The sequence below is a fragment of the Escherichia sp. WS1451 genome (assembly GCF_046487365.1).
GTDB lineage: Bacteria > Pseudomonadota > Gammaproteobacteria > Enterobacterales > Enterobacteriaceae > Escherichia > Escherichia coli.
Genome location: NZ_JBJQJP010000002.1, coordinates 353,416 through 370,763 on the forward strand (window position 1 = coordinate 353,416; position 17,348 = coordinate 370,763).

The 17,348-nt window shown below is 51.2% G+C and carries 16 protein-coding genes; 6 read left to right on the forward strand and 10 right to left on the reverse strand.

Annotation, left to right across the window (positions count from 1 at the left end; genetic code table 11):
• Nucleotides 1-2: 2 nt before the first annotated feature.
• The 7 genes from rsxD to blr form a co-directional block, all read right to left on the reverse strand.
• The gene (gene rsxD / locus ACJHX7_RS04595) at nucleotides 3-1,061 is read right to left on the reverse strand and encodes an electron transport complex subunit RsxD (protein WP_032171338.1); all 1,059 of its coding nucleotides are present in this window, start codon (nucleotides 1,059-1,061) and stop codon (nucleotides 3-5) included.
• Nucleotides 1,062-3,284, reverse strand: a complete 2,223-nt coding sequence (gene rsxC / locus ACJHX7_RS04600; protein WP_094029646.1) for an electron transport complex subunit RsxC — start codon at nucleotides 3,282-3,284, stop codon at nucleotides 1,062-1,064. It lies immediately after the preceding gene.
• Nucleotides 3,277-3,855, reverse strand: a complete 579-nt coding sequence (rsxB, locus tag ACJHX7_RS04605; RefSeq protein ID WP_000991801.1) for an electron transport complex subunit RsxB — start codon at nucleotides 3,853-3,855, stop codon at nucleotides 3,277-3,279. Before rsxB ends, rsxC begins: the two co-directional genes overlap by 8 nt.
• Nucleotides 3,855-4,436: an electron transport complex subunit RsxA gene (gene rsxA, locus ACJHX7_RS04610; RefSeq protein WP_000133193.1), complete on the reverse strand. Its 582-nt coding sequence runs from the start codon at nucleotides 4,434-4,436 to the stop codon at nucleotides 3,855-3,857. Before rsxA ends, rsxB begins: the two co-directional genes overlap by 1 nt.
• 76 nt (nucleotides 4,437-4,512) lie before the next feature.
• Complete coding sequence (locus tag ACJHX7_RS04615; protein WP_000214176.1) at nucleotides 4,513-4,953, reverse strand: DUF2569 domain-containing protein; 441 nt, start codon at nucleotides 4,951-4,953, stop codon at nucleotides 4,513-4,515.
• A gap of 85 nt (nucleotides 4,954-5,038) precedes the next feature.
• Nucleotides 5,039-5,254, reverse strand: a complete 216-nt coding sequence (gene ydgT, locus ACJHX7_RS04620) for a transcription modulator YdgT (RefSeq protein WP_000217950.1) — start codon at nucleotides 5,252-5,254, stop codon at nucleotides 5,039-5,041.
• A gap of 272 nt (nucleotides 5,255-5,526) precedes the next feature.
• Complete coding sequence (gene blr, locus ACJHX7_RS04625; protein WP_001296096.1) at nucleotides 5,527-5,652, reverse strand: division septum protein Blr; 126 nt, start codon at nucleotides 5,650-5,652, stop codon at nucleotides 5,527-5,529.
• A 242-nt stretch (nucleotides 5,653-5,894) separates the two neighbouring features.
• On the opposite strand from blr, the gene ACJHX7_RS04630 reads away from it, so the two are divergent.
• On the forward strand, nucleotides 5,895-6,935 hold the full coding sequence (locus ACJHX7_RS04630; RefSeq protein ID WP_001282537.1) for an oxidoreductase: 1,041 nt from the start codon (nucleotides 5,895-5,897) through the stop codon (nucleotides 6,933-6,935).
• 35 nt (nucleotides 6,936-6,970) lie between these two features.
• On the opposite strand, the gene add is transcribed toward ACJHX7_RS04630, so the two are convergent.
• The 3 genes from add to malX form a co-directional block, all read right to left on the reverse strand.
• Nucleotides 6,971-7,972: an adenosine deaminase gene (gene add, locus ACJHX7_RS04635; RefSeq protein WP_000567471.1), complete on the reverse strand. Its 1,002-nt coding sequence runs from the start codon at nucleotides 7,970-7,972 to the stop codon at nucleotides 6,971-6,973.
• Between the two features lie 103 nt (nucleotides 7,973-8,075).
• On the reverse strand, nucleotides 8,076-9,248 hold the full coding sequence (gene malY / locus ACJHX7_RS04640; RefSeq protein WP_000459369.1) for a bifunctional maltose regulon transcriptional repressor/cystathionine beta-lyase MalY: 1,173 nt from the start codon (nucleotides 9,246-9,248) through the stop codon (nucleotides 8,076-8,078).
• A gap of 9 nt (nucleotides 9,249-9,257) precedes the next feature.
• Nucleotides 9,258-10,850, reverse strand: a complete 1,593-nt coding sequence (malX, locus tag ACJHX7_RS04645) for a PTS maltose transporter subunit IICB (protein WP_410231531.1) — start codon at nucleotides 10,848-10,850, stop codon at nucleotides 9,258-9,260.
• A gap of 174 nt (nucleotides 10,851-11,024) precedes the next feature.
• Between malX and malI the strand changes: the two genes are divergently transcribed.
• The 5 genes from malI (at nucleotide 11,025) to uidB (ending at nucleotide 17,315) form a co-directional block, all read left to right on the forward strand.
• The gene (gene malI / locus ACJHX7_RS04650; RefSeq protein WP_000179513.1) at nucleotides 11,025-12,053 is read left to right on the forward strand and encodes a mal regulon transcriptional regulator MalI; all 1,029 of its coding nucleotides are present in this window, start codon (nucleotides 11,025-11,027) and stop codon (nucleotides 12,051-12,053) included.
• A gap of 111 nt (nucleotides 12,054-12,164) precedes the next feature.
• Nucleotides 12,165-12,932 carry a 7-alpha-hydroxysteroid dehydrogenase gene (hdhA, locus tag ACJHX7_RS04655; protein ID WP_000483362.1) on the forward strand — a complete coding sequence of 256 codons (768 nt, stop codon included), beginning with the start codon at nucleotides 12,165-12,167 and terminating at the stop codon, nucleotides 12,930-12,932.
• Between the two features lie 220 nt (nucleotides 12,933-13,152).
• Nucleotides 13,153-13,743 carry a DNA-binding transcriptional regulator UidR gene (gene uidR, locus ACJHX7_RS04660; RefSeq protein WP_000969092.1) on the forward strand — a complete coding sequence of 197 codons (591 nt, stop codon included), beginning with the start codon at nucleotides 13,153-13,155 and terminating at the stop codon, nucleotides 13,741-13,743.
• A gap of 390 nt (nucleotides 13,744-14,133) precedes the next feature.
• Nucleotides 14,134-15,945 carry a beta-glucuronidase gene (uidA, locus tag ACJHX7_RS04665; RefSeq protein WP_094029647.1) on the forward strand — a complete coding sequence of 604 codons (1,812 nt, stop codon included), beginning with the start codon at nucleotides 14,134-14,136 and terminating at the stop codon, nucleotides 15,943-15,945.
• Entirely contained in the window at nucleotides 15,942-17,315 is a 1,374-nt protein-coding gene (gene uidB / locus ACJHX7_RS04670) for a glucuronide transporter (RefSeq protein ID WP_094029648.1), read from the forward strand. Before uidA ends, uidB begins: the two co-directional genes overlap by 4 nt.
• Nucleotides 17,316-17,348: the final 33 nt, after the last annotated feature.

Here is a 17,348-nt window from a genome sequence, read left to right on the forward strand (position 1 = left end):
GTTTACCCTTTGCGATGGCCGTAGACGCGCGGACGCGTGTAGTAATCGATCAGAGGAACCGTGATGTTCGCCAGCAGGACGGCAAAAGCCACGCCGTCAGGATAGCCGCCGAAACTGCGGATCAACCAGACTAATAAGCCCGCCAGCGCGCCGAAAATAAGACGACCACGATTGGTCGTAGAAGCGGTAACCGGGTCAGTCAAAATAAAGAATGCGCCGAGCATGGTCGCTCCAGACAGCAGATGAATTTGCGGTGCTGCCAGTGTTTCTGGTGAGAACAACCAGCCCAACGTTGCGCATAACGCCAGCGTTACTAAGAAGCTGAGGGGAATATGCCAGCGAATCGCTTTCTGCCATAGCAACCACACGCCGCCAGCCAGCCAGGCGAGATTTACCCATTGCCAACCAGCGCCCGCCAGAATACCGCTGTAGATCGGATATTGCATAATCTGTTCAACCGAATGACCTGCGCGGACAGAGGTTTTGAATGTATCCAGCGGTGTCGCCTGACTAATGCCATCAATACCTAAGCGTAGCGTGTTCATATCACCACCACTCGCGGTATGTCCGCTGAAAATAACCTGTATGGCGTCGATAAAACCAGGGATGTTGACCGCAATTTCATGTGGCGGTAACCAGCTGGTCATCTGCACCGGGAAGGAGATCAGTAAGACCACATAACCAATCATTGCCGGATTAAACGGGTTTTGCCCCAGACCGCCATACAACTGTTTAGCGATGATCACCGCAAACACCGTACCCAGCACGACCATCCACCATGGCGCGAGGGGGGGAATACTTACCGCCAGCAATAAGCCTGTCAGCAATGCTGAGTTATCTTTCAACGTTGCGGCTACCGACTGCTTGCGTAGTTTGAGTACGAGAGCTTCGGCTAACAGAGCACTGACCGACGCCAGCAGGATCTGAACGAGAGTACCCCAACCAAAAAAACACAGTTGCGCTGCGATTCCTGGCACGGCTGCGAGCAACACCAACAGCATAATGCGCGATGTCTGGCGCTGGTTATGGGTATAAGGGGAGCTAGCTATTCTGAATACCATTTAGTCCTCGTTTACAACCTTTTGCTGGGCGGCTTTTTTGGCCTGAACGCGGGCAATAGCCGCGGCAACTGCCGCTTTGCGCGGATCAACCTGTTCTTCTGGTACCGCATTAGCCTGTTGCTGTTCCAGCTTGCGCGCTTTGGCGCGGGCAATAGCCGCTTCGACGGCCGCTTTGCGCGGATCAACCTGTTCTTCTGGTTCTGCGTTAGCCTGTTGCTGTTCCAGCTTGCGCGCTTTGGCACGGGCAATAGCCGCTTCGACGGCAGCTTTGCGCGGATCGACCTGTTGTACTGGCTCGGCATTAGCCTGTTGCTGTGCCAGCTTGCGTGCTTTGGCACGGGCAATCGCGGCTTCGACGGCGGCTTTGCGCGGGTCAACCTTTTCTTCTGGCTCCGCATTAGCCTGTTGCTGCTCAAGCTTGCGCGCTTTGGCGCGGGCGATAGCGGCTTCGACGGCGGCTTTGCGCGGATCGACCTGTTGTTCTGGTTCCGCATTAGCCTGTTGCTGTTCCAGCTTGCGCGCTTTGGCGCGGGCGATAGCGGCTTCAACGGCAGTTTTACGTGGATCAGCAACGGTTGCTGCGTCGTTAGTTTGCTGCAGTTCTGCCTGTTTCGCTCTGGCTTGCGCTTTACGGGCTTCCCGTGCTGCAATAATTGCACTGTTATCCGGGCGTTCGCCCGCTTTAATCACAATAGGCTGTGTAGCCTGGGCCTGTTTCTCTTTCACCCGCGCCAGAGCGGCAGCAATCGCATCTTTATCTTTGGCTGCAGGTTGAACGGCTGCGCTCTTATGTCGTTCAAGGCGAGCCGCTTTTTCGCGCTCAAGGCGAGCCTGGCGCGCTTCGAAACGCGCTTTGGCTTCTGCGGCGCGCTTTTCTTCCTGACGAATAGCCGCAATTTCAGCTTTTTCCTGACGGAAATATTGCACCAGGGGAATATTGCTCGGGCAAACCCACGCGCAAGCCCCACATTCAATGCAGTCGGCAATGTTATGCGTGGTGGCTTTATCGTGTTGCTGACCTTTGCTGAACCAGTACAACTGTTGCGGCAAAAGATCCGCAGGGCAGGCGTCAGCACAGGCACTACAACGGATGCAATTTTGTTCTTCCTGTGGTTCGCCAAGCTCATTGGCAGAGGGAGCCAACAGACAGTTGGTAATCTTTACGACCGGGACATCCAGCCATGGCAAGGTAAAGCCCATTAACGGGCCGCCCATAATCACCATTTGATCGGCAGAGGGGCAGAATCCGGCGTCATTCAATAAATGACGCACGGGCGTCCCCAGCCGTGCCCAGACGTTGCCCGGGCGAGCGATTGCTTCGCCAGTCAGGGTTACGACACGCTCGGTAATCGGCTCGCCATCAATAACGGCACGTTTCACTGCATAAGCAGTGCCGACGTTTTGCATTAATACGCCGATATCGGATGAACGCCCGCCATGTGGAACCTGCTTCCCGGTCAGAATGTAGGTTAATTGTTTAGCACCGCCAGAAGGATATTTGGTTGGAATCACCCGCAGAGAAATATCGTGAGAGTCCGCCAGCACCGCGCGCAGCATGGAAATCGCCTGCGGTTTGTTATCTTCAATGCCGATAAGAATTTCGCGTGGCTGCAGAATATGCGCAAGAATGCGAATACCCTCTACGACCTGAGCCGCGCAATCCTGCATCAAACGGTCATCGGCGGTAATGTACGGCTCGCACTCAGCAGCGTTGATAATCAACGTTTCAATCTTATCTCCGCCACCCTGCAATTTAACGCCTGTCGGGAATCCCGCACCGCCCAGCCCGGCAACACCAAACTGATGAATGCGCTCGATTAACTCTTCGCGACTGCGAGAGCGATAATCGTCCCAGCCGTCGCGCGGGATCCAGCAGTCTTCGCCATCGGCATCAATAATCACGCTTAATTCAGCTAAAGCTGAAGGATGAGCCGTAGAGTGGGGCGCAATAGCCGTAACGGTACCCGAGGTGGGCGCGTGAACCGGCAGCATTTTGCCGCGTCCACGGGTAAGCGGCTGGCCGCGCAGTACTTTATCGCCGACGCTAACGCACAACTCACCTTCAGAGCCAATATGTTGTTTCAGTGGTATGACAAAACGCTGCGCCAGTGGTACCTGGCGCAGGGGCGTACCGTTGGACTGGGTTTTCATCTCCGGTGGATGGATGCCGCCGTTGAAATCCCAGATTTTATTTTTTCGGAATGCAGAGAATAACTTAAGCATGGTGTTCCACGGGAATGATACGCACGGGAATGGTGTTCAGATCCCATTTCCAGGAGTCAGGTGTTTCTGCGACCGGTTGCAACGAGATGCAGTGCGTCGGGCACGGGTCAACACATAAATTGCAGCCCGTACAGAGATCACTCATTACCGTATGCATGGCGCGGGTAGCGCCAACGATGGCGTCTACCGGACACGCCTGAATACATTTAGTGCAGCCAATACAGTTATTTTCATCAATAACCGCCACCATCCGCGCTGGCGTTAGCTCTTTCGCTTCGCCATCCAGCGGCTGCGGCTCGACATTAAGCAACTCGGCAATTTTTAGCATCACAGCTTCGCCACCTGGGGCGCAACGGTTGATTTTTTCACCGTTACAGCTGATGGCTTCCGCGTAGGGGCGACAGCCGGGATAACCGCACTGACCACACTGGCTCTGCGGTAAGATTTCGTCAATTTTCTCAACGACCGGATCGTCTTCCACCGCAAAACGGCGGGAGGCATAACCCAGAATGGCGCCAAACGCCAGGCCCAGCAGGCTCACGGCGGCAACGGCAATCCAGATAGCATTCATTACAACTTCACCAAACCACTAAAGCCCATAAAGGCCAGAGACATAAGACCTGCGGTAATTAACGCAATGGCGTTACCGCGAAAAGGTGCCGGGACATCAGCCACAGCAAGGCGTTCGCGGATGGCGGCGAAGAGCACCATCACTAGCGAGAAACCGACTGCGGCGGAAAAACCGTACAGCGCTGACTGCAAGAAATTGTGCCCGAGATTGATATTCAGCAACGCCACGCCGAGCACTGCACAATTGGTGGTGATAAGCGGCAAAAAAATCCCCAGCAGACGGTAAAGCACCGGGCTGGTTTTGCGCACCACCATCTCGGTGAACTGCACAACCACAGCAATCACCAGAATAAACGCCAGGGTGCGCAGGTAAATCAGATTAAGCGGGATCAAAATCCACGTATCGATAAGCCAGGCGCAAATAGACGCCAGCGTCATCACAAACGTTGTAGCCAGCCCCATGCCCATCGCGGTTTCCAGCTTTTTGGAAACCCCCATAAACGGACAGAGACCGAGAAACTTGACCAGTACAAAGTTATTGACCAGTACAGTTCCGACAAACAGTAACAGGTAGTCAGTCATTTTTCGGCCTGAAATAAAAAAGCCGCCTATTATCCGTTAATCCAGAGCAGGCGACAACAGGTTAACTGTAAGGTTATTACGGATTCACAAACGTCGCTTTCACCCGCGACGAGCGTTTAAAATAGGGGACGATCAATGCGGTTGCCAACAAAGTAAACAGTAACTGGCGAACGGCTATGCCATCTTCCACGGGTGAAAAAGCGAACGCTTTTACTGCCAGCAATACGGAAATAAGCAGCCAGATAATATAGTGTTTAGGAACACAACGCCGACGTTTAAAGAAAGCGATGGTCAACCACAGTGTGTAATACCACATGGCGATAGCGGTAATAAAAGAAACGCCCCATAAGATTTGTGTCGTCAGTGCTTGTCCGCCGAGCGTTTGAAATGTTTGCGGAGAAGATAACGCAGCGGTATACAGCAACAACGCCAGCGTCGTACTTAACAGAGCGACTAAAAGCCAGGCCAATGGGCCAAGCAACCAGCCTCCAATACGTTGTGGCGTTGTGGTGGTCATAGGTTCTCCAGAATAGCGACGCAAACAGGCAAATCTAATTTTAGGGGCGTTATTATAAGGCTTTTATAACCGATCGCTACTTTCTTTATTGGACATAGTGCCAGACGGACTTCGGTACCTGGCCGAGGTCAAACAAACGCCCGCCAGAAACCAGCTCTGCGCGGCGGTGATCGGCAGCACGATACATATTGATCAGTTCCTGATCATCCGTCAGAGTGTAATTAAGATGGTCGTAGAGTTTTTCCAGACTTTCGAGTGAACTGATTTTGCGAAATTTTAATAAGTAGTCCTGAACAGTCATAAAAGGTCCATAAAATAATTAATACCAAAGGAGTAGGTATTATTAGTGATGATAAAATTTCACCAAAAGTGAACGCGTGTGTTATTACAATAATAAGAATGCGCTGATGGCAAATATTCAGAGATGAAAAACTGCTCTGAAAAGAGTAACGCGCTTTACTATCCCTGACAATCACCAACAACATCGAACAAGATAATAAATTCCTGGTTTAATATCCGACAAGTGAAAACATGCACCCGGACGGGCAGCATGTCGCTCTACAAGCGCAGAGCTTACTTGTGTTGTACCGTAGTACTCTGTTCAGGTGGCTGATAGTTGTCAATGTGACTCGCCACGCCAAGAAGAATGACTGAAACGACAAGAACGATCCAACCTGTTAATTCAATAAGACGATTCATTACAGCCCACATCTCTGTTGATTGATCCATTAACTTCAGGGGGTAAATGTTACTTAGCAATAATAGCTCCAGCAAGATTTTTACTGAGGTTTTTGCGATATTTAGCTTTTGTCGTTGGAAAAATCGCTATTTTTTTGACTTAAGTTAAACAACATCCCTTATTGCTGGCAGGTTATTAAACTGTTGAGCGAGGGTAAAGGATAGTGTCAAATAGCCATCATACTTCAATGAGAGGCAATGACATGAGCGACAACATCCGTGTTGGGTTGATTGGGTATGGTTATGCGAGCAAAACCTTCCATGCGCCCCTGATTGCGGGCACGCCCGGGCTGGAGCTGGCGGTAATCTCCAGCAGCGATGAAACAAAAGTAAAAGCTGACTGGCCAACGGTTACGGTTGTCTCTGAGCCGAAGCATCTGTTTAACGATCCCAACATAGACCTGATTGTCATTCCTACACCCAACGATACCCATTTTCCGTTAGCCAAAGCGGCGCTTGAGGCGGGTAAACATGTGGTCGTTGATAAACCCTTTACCGTGACACTGTCACAAGCGCGAGAGCTGGAAGCGCTGGCAAAAAGCCTGGGGCGTGTGCTGTCTGTATTCCATAACCGTCGCTGGGATAGCGATTTCCTGACGCTAAAAGGTTTGCTCGCGGAAGGCGTACTGGGTGAAGTTGCTTACTTTGAGTCTCATTTTGACCGCTTCCGTCCGCAGGTGCGCGATCGTTGGCGTGAACAGGGCGGTCCTGGCAGCGGTATCTGGTACGATTTAGCACCGCATCTTCTTGATCAGGCCATTACGCTATTTGGTTTACCGGTCAGCATGACGGTTGATTTGGCACAGTTACGGCCCGGAGCGCAGTCGACCGATTATTTCCACGCCATCTTGTCCTATCCGCAGCGGCGAGTCATTTTACACGGTACAATGCTGGCAGCTGCTGAGTCAGCACGTTATATCGTGCATGGATCCCGAGGCAGTTATGTGAAATATGGCCTCGATCCACAGGAAGAACGTCTGAAAAATGGCGAGCGTCTGCCGCAGGAAGACTGGGGCTACGATATGCGTGATGGCGTACTTACCCGCGTGGAAGGTGAGGAACGTGTCGAAGAAACGCTGTTGACGGTGCCGGGGAATTATCCGGCTTACTATGCGGCTATTCGTGATGCGTTAAATGGCGATGGTGAAAATCCGGTTCCGGCAAGTCAGGCAATCCAGGTAATGGAGTTGATTGAGCTGGGCATCGAATCCGCCAAACATCGCGCGACGCTGTGCCTTGCGTGAAAAGAGGATGGTGCAATTAGCACCATCCTTTTTTGTTACTTCGCAGCGACTTTTTCTCGCAGTGCGCGTTTTTCCTCTGCGCTGAGGAAAGCCATTTCCAGACCATTAATCTGCGCCTGGCGGATTTGCTCGCGGGATAACCCAGCAGCCGGCGCGGCAACGGTATATTCGTGAATGATATCCACTCCCTGTACGCCGGGATCGTCAGTGTTAATGCTGGCACGAATGCCATGCTCAAGGAACATTTTCAGCGGATGTGCCGCCAGCTCTGCCACGGTGCTGGTCTGAATATTGGAGGTCAGACAGGATTCAATACCAATTTGTTGCTCGGCGAGAAAATCCATCAGCGCCCGATCTTCAATGGCTTTTACGCCATGTCCAATACGTTCCGCCCCCAGTTCACGAATCGCCTGCCAGATGCTTTCCGGCCCGGCAGCTTCGCCTGCATGGACGGTAATATGCCAGCCCGCATCACGCGCGCGGTTGAAGTGAGAAAGAAACAGACTTCCCGGGAAACCAAGTTCATCACCGGCTAAATCAAGTGCGGTAATCTGGTCACGGTGGGCTAAAAAGGCCTCCAGCTCTTGCTGACAGGCTGCTTCACCGAAGGTCCGGCTCATAATGCCGATAAGCTTCGCCTGCACACCAAAGGTGCGGCAACCTTCACGTACGCCATCGATCACCGCTTCGACAACACCCGCTACAGGCAGCTGATGTGCCATTGCCATGTAGCCCGGTGAAAAACGCAGCTCGACATAGTGCAGGCCGTTACGGGCTGCATCTTCAATGTTTTCAAATGCCACGCGGCGGCAAGCATCAAGAGAGGCGAGAACTTTAACGCCCCAGTCAAGTTTAGTCAGAAAGCTCACCAGATCGGGTTCGTTGGCAATGACCTGAACGTGGGGAATCAGTGTTTCCAGGGATTGTGCAGGAATCGAGATATTATACTGGCGGCCAAGTTCAAGAATGGTCTGGGGACGAATGTTGCCATCAAGGTGGCGATGGATATCAGTTAATGGCAGGGTGGTATCAATCATGGTCGCACTCTTTTTCTGGATATAAAAGTGCGCACCATTATAAAAACAAAGCAGGGTAAAAATCCACGATTGCGCAACGATTTTTTACGTTGCGCAATTGGGGTTAACGAACAGCGCGGATGGCGTTAATTAATCCAGCAACACCTTTTTCCAGTTTCGAACGCGGGCACCCGGCATTGAGTCGGACAAAACCACGACCTTCTTCACCGTAGGTATATCCCGGCATGATCGCGACCTTTTCTTGCTCGATAAGCGCTTTTTGCAACGCGTTGTCGTCAATGTTCAATGGACGTAGATCAAGCCAGGCCAGATAAGTGGATTGCGGGATCTGCCAGTTGAGTTCAGGAAACGCAGCGTTCATTTTATCTGCGATATACGTCAGGTTATCTTTCAGATAGACGCGTAAGGCATCCAGCCACGGCGCGCCTTGCTGATAGGCGGCGATATGAGCAGTTAACGCCAGTACCGAAGGAGAAGAAAGCCCATCACGTCCTTTCAGTGCCGATAAATAGGCATCGCGGCTACTGCTATTTTCTATAATCCCGTAAGCACCGGTCAGGGCGGGAATATTGAAACTTTTTGATCCCGACGTTAGCAACGCCCAGTCTCCGCGCGCCACATTACACCAGGGAATATGCGGCTGCTCGCCCCAAACCATATCCATATGGATTTCATCGGAAATAACCCGCACACCATGACGCTCGCACAGGTCAGCCATGATCTCCAGCTCATCGCACGTCCACACTTTCCCGGTAGGATTCTGTGGGCTACACAGGAGCATAATTTTACATTCTGGTTTCGCCAGCACGGCTTCCAGCTTGCCCATATCGCAAAACCAGCCGTCAGCCTGCTTCTCTAAAGCAACGGGCATTACTGTGCGCTGGTTACCTTCAATGGCCTTGTAAAATGCGTCATAGGCGGGTGTGTGGATCACCACGCCTTCACCTGTTTCAGACCACTGACGAATCAGTTCTGAAACCATATAGATAACAGAAGGGCCATACACCACCGACTGAGGATCGATGGCGGTGTAATGCTGGGTGGAAAACCAGTGGGCAATAGCCGCGAGAAACTCATCGTTTTTCCAGCGGCTGTAGCCAAACACGCCGTGCATCAGACGCTGATTCAGCGCCTCGATAATGCAGGGGGCAGTGGCAAAATCCATGTCTGAAATCGTGAACGGTAACAGGTCAGCAGTGCCGAAACGGTCGGCGACATAATCCCACTGCGTACACCATGTGCCATGACGATCCACGACCTTTGAAAAATCGAACATATCTTATCCTTATGCCTGGACAGTATGCATCAGACCGGCCATTTCATCTTTTACTGACTGAACTTGTGGCCCGATAACAACCTGCAGGTTATGTTGATTAAGTTGTACTACGCCAATTGCCCGATTGTCCTTCAGTGCCTGCACATTAACAAGCGACATATCTTTCACAGACAAACGCAGACGGGTAATGCAGTTATCGAGGCTGACAATATTGTCGGCACCGCCTAAGGCTTCGAGGATTGCTGGAACGTTGTAACCTGATTTACCCGGCGCACCGGCAACGGCTTTTTCGATTGAACTGGCAACTTCACTATCGCGCCCCGGGGTTTTCAGATTGAAGCGGGTGATAGCGAAACGGAAGATGACGTAGTAAACGACAAACCATATTGCCGCCACTACTGGCACCATGTACCACTTGGTTGACAGACCATGCAAAATACCGAACACCACAAAGTCGATGATATTGCCGTCGGTATTACCGATGGTGACGCCGAGCACAGACATGACAGTGAAGCCGAGGCCGGTTAACAGCGCGTGGATGACATACAGAACTGGCGCTACGAACAGGAACAGGAATTCCAGCGGTTCGGTCGTGCCGCCAACGACACAGGCGATCAGGCCAGAAATCAGCAGACCTTTAATTTTATGGCGATTTTCCGGGCGCGCACAGTGATACATAGCTAACGCTGCACCTGGCAGACCGCCGAGAAACGCAGGCATTTTACCTTGCGAAAGGACACGCGTGGCGCTTTCAGAAAAACCGTGAGTGGTCGGGCAACTCAATTGCGCCTGGAAGATGGTCAGTGCACCGCTGACGGTTTGACCGCAGACTTCCTGCGTGCCGCCTGCGTCGGTAAAGCGAATTAATGCCACCAGAATGTGATGTAGACCAAACGGCAACAGCAGACGTTCACCGGTACCAAACAGCATCGGTCCGAAATCACCCGCGCTGTTGATCATATGGCCTAATCCGCTAATACCCATGGCGAAAATTGGCCAGACTAATGGAATCACCAGGCCGACAAGACCCATCACCAGCGAGGAGATGATTGGTACGAAGCGCGTACCGCCGAAGAATGCCAGCGCATCTGGCAGGCGGATATTATGGAAACGCTCATGCAGCATCCAGACGATAATACCGGCGATCACCGCACCGAGGATCCCGGTGTCGATCGACTGGATCCCAAGAATGCTCTGAATGTTATTGGCTTTCAGAACCGCGGCGTCCGTGGTTGGCAGAATGCCTTTATTGGTCAACCAGAAGTTTACCGCGAGGTTCATTACCGCATAACCGACGAAGCCAGCGAATGCCGCTACGCCTTTGTTTTCGCGTGCCAGGCCCAGCGGGATGGCGATACAGAACATGACTGGCAGGAAACTAAAAGCAAACGAGCCAATCTTACTCATCCAGGTAAAGATAGCCTGCAACACGGGGTTGCCCAGGACCGGGATCAGGGTGATGACATCATGGCTGCTAAGAGAACTACCAATGCCGAGCATAATGCCGCAGAACGACAATAATGCCACGGGTAACATGAAGGTTTTGCCTAACTGCTGGAAGAACTCCCACAGCGTGACTTTCGGTGCTGTTTTCGCCGTCATAAAACGACTCCTCGTAGAGAACAATCTGGATTCAGTAAATTGCGCGAGAAGATAAAACGTTTTATCAAATTTTAGTGAGGCATAAATCACATTACGCAACGATAATAGCGGGTATAAAATAAATAAAAGGTAAAACGTTTTATCTGTCACATAATCAGGGAGTAGGTCATCTGCATGGCTACCGCCAAAAAAATAACCATTCATGATGTTGCGCTGGCTGCGGGCGTGTCGGTAAGCACCGTTTCGCTGGTGCTAAGTGGCAAAGGGCGAATCTCTACCGCCACAGGAGAACGCGTTAACGCCGCCATTGAAGAGCTGGGATTTGTACGCAATCGTCAGGCGTCGGCGCTGCGCGGCGGGCAAAGCGGCGTCATTGGTTTGATCGTCCGTGATTTATCTGCGCCGTTTTACGCCGAATTAACGGCCGGATTGACGGAAGCTCTGGAAGCGCAGGGACGGATGGTTTTTTTGCTTCACGGCGGTAAAGACGGCGAGCAGCTGGCACAACGGTTTTCACTGTTACTGAATCAGGGGGTCGATGGTGTGGTCATTGCCGGGGCTGCAGGAAGCAGCGATGACCTGCGACGGATGGCAGAAGAAAAAGCTATCCCGGTGATTTTCGCTTCCCGTGCCAGTTATCTTGATGATGTTGATACGGTTCGCCCGGACAACATGCAGGCAGCACAGTTGTTAACGGAGCATCTCATTCGCAATGGGCATCAGCGTATCGCCTGGCTGGGAGGGCAAAGTTCCTCATTAACCCGGGCAGAGCGGGTGGGGGGCTATTGTGCAACTCTACTAAAATTTGGCCTGCCGTTTCACAGCGATTGGGTGTTGGAGTGCACTTCCAGCCAGAAGCAAGCCGCGGAAGCTATCACGGCGCTTTTACGTCATAACCCGACCATCAGCGCCGTGGTTTGCTATAACGAAACTATTGCGATGGGGGCATGGTTTGGTTTGCTGAAAGCAGGAAGGCAAAGCGGGGAAAGCGGAGTCGATCGTTACTTTGAGCAACAGGTTTCGCTGGCGGCATTTACCGATGCAACGCCTACCACACTTGATGATATACCCGTTACCTGGGCCAGCACGCCAGCGCGGGAACTTGGTACCACACTTGCGGATCGCATGATGCAAAAAATCACCCATGAAGAGACGCATTCACGCAATCTTATTATTCCCGCCCGGCTCATTGCGGCGAAATAATCCTCTCTTTATCTGCTATACCTGGTAGTGTCCTTTCCTCAAGGTTAATGATAAAAAATGTTGCACACAGGCGGTGCCTTTTATTTTTACTGAAGTTCACAGGAGGTTTATGTGTTTAATTCTGACAACCTGAGACTCGACGGAAAATGCGCCATCATCACAGGTGCGGGTGCAGGTATTGGTAAAGAAATTGCCATTACATTCGCGACAGCTGGCGCATCTGTGGTGGTCAGTGATATTAATGCCGATGCAGCTAATCATGTTGTAGACGAAATTCAACAACTGGGTGGTCAGGCATTTGCCTGCCGTTGTGATATTACTTCCGAACAGGAACTCTCTGCACTGGCAGACTTTGCCGTCAGTAAGCTGGGTAAAGTTGATATCCTGGTTAACAACGCCGGTGGCGGTGGTCCTAAACCGTTTGATATGCCAATGGCAGATTTTCGCCGTGCTTATGAACTGAATGTGTTTTCTTTTTTCCATCTGTCACAACTTGTTGCGCCAGAAATGGAAAAAAATGGCGGTGGCGTTATTCTGACCATCACTTCTATGGCGGCAGAAAATAAAAATATAAACATGACTTCTTATGCATCATCTAAAGCTGCGGCCAGTCATCTGGTCAGAAATATGGCATTTGACCTGGGTGAAAAAAATATTCGGGTAAATGGCATTGCGCCGGGGGCAATATTAACCGATGCCCTGAAATCCGTTATTACACCAGAAATTGAACAAAAAATGTTACAACACACGCCGATCAGACGTCTGGGCCAACCGCAAGATATTGCTAACGCGGCGCTGTTCCTTTGCTCGCCTGCAGCCAGCTGGGTAAGCGGACAAATTCTCACGGTCTCCGGTGGTGGGGTACAGGAGCTCAATTAATACACTAACGGACCGGTAAACAGCCGTATGTGTTGTTTACCGGGATAAACTCATCAACGTCTCAGCTAAATAACTGGCAGCCAAATCACGGCTATTGGTTAACCAATTTTCGAGTAAAAAGTATACGAATAGAGTGTGCCTTCGCACTATTCAACAGCAATGATAGGCGCTCACCTGACAACGCGGTAAACTAGTTATTCACGCTAACTATAATGGTTTTATGATGGATAACATGCAGACTGAAGCACAACCGACACGGACCCGGATCCTCAATGCTGCCAGAGAGATTTTTTCAGAAAATGGATTTCACAGTGCCTCGATGAAAGCCATCTGTAAATCTTGCGCCATTAGTCCCGGGACGCTCTATCACCATTTCATCTCCAAAGAAGCCCTGATTCAGGCGATTATCTTACAGGACCAGGAGAGGGCGCTGGCCCGTTTCCGGGAACCGATTGAAGGGATTCATTTCGTTGACTATATGGTCGAGTCTATTGTCTCTCTCACCCATGAAGCCTTTGGGCAACGGGCGCTGGTGGTCGAAATTATGGCGGAAGGGATGCGTAACCCACAGGTCGCCGCCATGCTTAAAAATAAGCATATGACGATCACGGAATTTGTTGCTCAGCGGATGCGTGATGCCCAGCAAAAAGGCGAGATAAGCCCAGACATCAACACGGCAATGACTTCACGTTTACTGCTGGATCTGACCTACGGTGTACTGGCCGATATCGAAGCGGAAGATCTGGCGCGTGAAGCGTCGTTTGCTCAGGGATTACGCGCGATGATTGGCGGTATCTTAACCGCATCCTGATCCTCTCTCTCTTTCCGCGGGCTGGTGACAACTGAGCCCGCGTTTCATATCGTAATTTCTCTGTGCAAAAATTATCCTTCCCGGGTTCGGAGAATTCCCCCCAAAATATTCACTGTAGCCATATGTCATGAGGGTTTATCGTTCCCAATATGTTCGAACGAACGTTCGATTGCTTATTTTGTGGCTTCTGTCAACGCTGTTTTAAAGATTAATGCGATCAATATCACGCTGTGGGTATTGCAGTTTTTGGTTTTTTGATCGCGGTGTCAGTTCTTTTTATTTCCATTTCTCTTCCGTGGGTTTCTCACAGATAACTGTGTGCAACACAGAATTGGTTAACTAATCAGATTAAAGGTTGACCAGTATTTTTATCTTAATGAGGAGTCCCTTATGTTACGTCCTGTAGAAACCCCAACCCGTGAAATCAAAAAACTCGACGGCCTGTGGGCATTCAGTCTGGATCGCGAAAACTGTGGAATTGATCAGCGTTGGTGGGAAAGCGCGTTACAAGAAAGCCGGGCAATTGCTGTGCCGGGCAGTTTTAACGATCAGTTCGCCGATGCAGATATTCGTAATTATGTGGGCAACGTCTGGTATCAGCGCGAAGTCTTTATACCGAAAGGTTGGGCGGGCCAGCGTATCGTGCTGCGTTTCGATGCGGTCACTCATTACGGCAAAGTGTGGGTAAATAATCAGGAAGTGATGGAGCATCAGGGCGGCTATACGCCATTTGAAGCCGATGTCACGCCGTATGTTATTGCCGGGAAAAGTGTACGTATCACCGTTTGTGTGAACAATGAACTGAACTGGCAGACTATCCCGCCGGGAATGGTGATTACCGATGAAAACGGCAAGAAAAAGCAGTCTTACTTCCATGATTTCTTTAACTATGCCGGGATCCATCGCAGCGTAATGCTCTACACCACGCCGAACACCTGGGTGGACGATATCACCGTGGTGACGCATGTCGCGCAAGACTGTAACCACGCTTCTGTTGACTGGCAGGTGGTGGCAAATGGTGATGTCAGCGTTGAACTGCGTGATGCGGATCAACAGGTGGTTGCAACTGGACAAGGCACCAGCGGGACTTTGCAAGTGGTGAATCCGCACCTCTGGCAACCAGGTGAAGGTTATCTCTATGAACTGTGCGTCACAGCCAAAAGCCAGACAGAGTGTGATATCTACCCGCTGCGCGTCGGCATCCGGTCAGTGGCAGTGAAGGACGAACAGTTCCTGATTAACCACAAACCGTTCTACTTTACTGGCTTTGGTCGTCATGAAGATGCGGATTTGCGCGGCAAAGGATTCGATAACGTGCTGATGGTGCACGATCACGCATTAATGGACTGGATTGGGGCCAACTCCTACCGTACCTCGCATTACCCTTACGCTGAAGAGATGCTCGACTGGGCAGATGAACATGGCATCGTGGTGATTGATGAAACTGCTGCTGTCGGCTTTAACCTCTCTTTAGGCATTGGTTTCGAAGCGGGCAACAAGCCGAAAGAACTGTACAGCGAAGAGGCAGTCAACGGGGAAACCCAGCAGGCGCACTTACAGGCGATTGAAGAGCTGATTGCGCGTGACAAAAACCACCCAAGCGTGGTGATGTGGAGTATTGCCAACGAACCGGATACCCGTCCGCAAGGTGCACGGGAATATTTCGCGCCACTGGCGGAAGCAACGCGTAAACTCGACCCGACGCGTCCGATCACCTGTGTCAATGTAATGTTCTGCGACGCTCACACCGATACCATCAGCGATCTCTTTGATGTGCTGTGCCTGAACCGTTATTACGGTTGGTATGTCCAAAGCGGCGATTTGGAAACGGCAGAGAAGGTTCTGGAAAAAGAACTGCTGGCCTGGCAGGAGAAACTGCATCAGCCGATTATCATCACCGAATACGGCGTGGATACGTTAGCCGGGCTGCACTCAATGTACACCGACATGTGGAGTGAAGAGTATCAGTGTGCATGGCTGGATATGTATCACCGCGTCTTTGATCGCGTCAGCGCCGTCGTCGGTGAACAGGTATGGAATTTTGCCGATTTTGCGACCTCGCAAGGCATATTGCGCGTTGGCGGTAACAAGAAAGGGATCTTCACCCGCGACCGCAAACCGAAGTCGGCGGCTTTTCTGCTGCAAAAACGCTGGACTGGCATGAACTTCGGTGAAAAACCGCAGCAGGGAGGCAAACAATGAATCAACAACTCTCCTGGCGCACCATCGTCGGCTACAGCCTCGGTGACGTCGCCAATAACTTCGCCTTCGCAATGGGGGCGCTCTTCCTGTTGAGTTACTACACCGACGTCGCTGGCGTCGGTGCCGCTGCGGCGGGCACCATGCTGTTACTGGTGCGGGTATTCGATGCCTTCGCCGATGTCTTTGCCGGACGAGTGGTGGACAGTGTGAATACCCGTTGGGGAAAATTCCGCCCGTTTTTACTCTTCGGTACTGCGCCGTTAATGATCTTCAGCGTGCTGGTATTCTGGGTACCGACCGACTGGAGCCATAGCAGCAAAGTTGTGTATGCATATTTGACCTACATGGGACTCGGGCTTTGCTACAGCCTGGTGAATATTCCTTATGGTTCACTTGCTACCGCGATGACCCAACAACCACAATCCCGCGCCCGTCTGGGCGCGGCTCGCGGGATTGCCGCGTCATTGACCTTTGTCTGCCTGGCATTTCTGATAGGACCGAGCATTAAGAACTCCAGCCCGGAAGAGATGGTGTCGGTATACCATTTCTGGACGATTGTGCTGGCGATTGCCGGAATGGTGCTTTACTTCATCTGCTTCAAATCGACGCGTGAGAATGTGGTTCGTATCGTGGCGCAGCCGTCATTGAAGATCAGTCTGCAAACCCTGAAACGGAATCGCCCGCTGTTTATGTTGTGCATCGGTGCGCTGTGTGTGCTGATTTCGACCTTCGCGGTCAGCGCCTCGTCGTTGTTCTACGTGCGCTATGTGTTAAATGATACCGGGCTGTTCACTGTGCTGGTACTGGTGCAAAACCTGGTCGGTACTGTGGCATCGGCACCGCTGGTGCCGGGGATGGTCGCGAGGATCGGTAAAAAGAATACCTTCCTGATTGGCGCTTTGCTGGGAACCTGCGGTTATCTGCTGTTCTTCTGGGTTTCCGTCTGGTCACTGCCAGTGGCGTTGGTTGCGTTGGCCATCGCTTCAATTGGTCAGGGCGTTACCATGACCGTGATGTGGGCACTGGAAGCTGATACTGTAGAATACGGTGAATACCTGACCGGCGTGCGAATAAAAGGGCTCACCTATTCACTATTCTCATTTACCCGTAAATGCGGTCAGGCAATCGGAGGTTCAATTCCTGCCTTTATTTTGGGATTAAGCGGATATATTGCCAATCAGGTGCAAACGCCGGAAGTTATTATGGGCATCCGCACATCAATTGCCTTAGTACCTTGCGGATTTATGCTGCTGGCATTCGTCATTATCTGGTTTTATCCGCTCACGGATAAAAAATTCAAAGAAATCGTTGTTGAAATTGATAATCGTAAAAAAGTGCAGCAGCAATTAATCAGCGATATCACTAATTAATATTCAATAAAAATAATCAGAACATCAAAGGTG

Coding starts and splice junctions, on each gene's coding strand:
- rsxD (WP_032171338.1), bottom strand. CDS start 1,061: ATGGTATTCAGAATAGCTAGCTCCCCTTATACCCATAACCAGCGCCAG.
- rsxC (WP_094029646.1), bottom strand. CDS start 3,284: ATGCTTAAGTTATTCTCTGCATTCCGAAAAAATAAAATCTGGGATTTC.
- rsxB (WP_000991801.1), bottom strand. CDS start 3,855: ATGAATGCTATCTGGATTGCCGTTGCCGCCGTGAGCCTGCTGGGCCTG.
- rsxA (WP_000133193.1), bottom strand. CDS start 4,436: ATGACTGACTACCTGTTACTGTTTGTCGGAACTGTACTGGTCAATAAC.
- ACJHX7_RS04615 (WP_000214176.1), bottom strand. CDS start 4,953: ATGACCACCACAACGCCACAACGTATTGGAGGCTGGTTGCTTGGCCCA.
- ydgT (WP_000217950.1), bottom strand. CDS start 5,254: ATGACTGTTCAGGACTACTTATTAAAATTTCGCAAAATCAGTTCACTC.
- blr (WP_001296096.1), bottom strand. CDS start 5,652: ATGAATCGTCTTATTGAATTAACAGGTTGGATCGTTCTTGTCGTTTCA.
- ACJHX7_RS04630 (WP_001282537.1), top strand. CDS start 5,895: ATGAGCGACAACATCCGTGTTGGGTTGATTGGGTATGGTTATGCGAGC.
- add (WP_000567471.1), bottom strand. CDS start 7,972: ATGATTGATACCACCCTGCCATTAACTGATATCCATCGCCACCTTGAT.
- malY (WP_000459369.1), bottom strand. CDS start 9,248: ATGTTCGATTTTTCAAAGGTCGTGGATCGTCATGGCACATGGTGTACG.
- malX (WP_410231531.1), bottom strand. CDS start 10,850: ATGACGGCGAAAACAGCACCGAAAGTCACGCTGTGGGAGTTCTTCCAG.
- malI (WP_000179513.1), top strand. CDS start 11,025: ATGGCTACCGCCAAAAAAATAACCATTCATGATGTTGCGCTGGCTGCG.
- uidR (WP_000969092.1), top strand. CDS start 13,153: ATGATGGATAACATGCAGACTGAAGCACAACCGACACGGACCCGGATC.
- uidA (WP_094029647.1), top strand. CDS start 14,134: ATGTTACGTCCTGTAGAAACCCCAACCCGTGAAATCAAAAAACTCGAC.
- uidB (WP_094029648.1), top strand. CDS start 15,942: ATGAATCAACAACTCTCCTGGCGCACCATCGTCGGCTACAGCCTCGGT.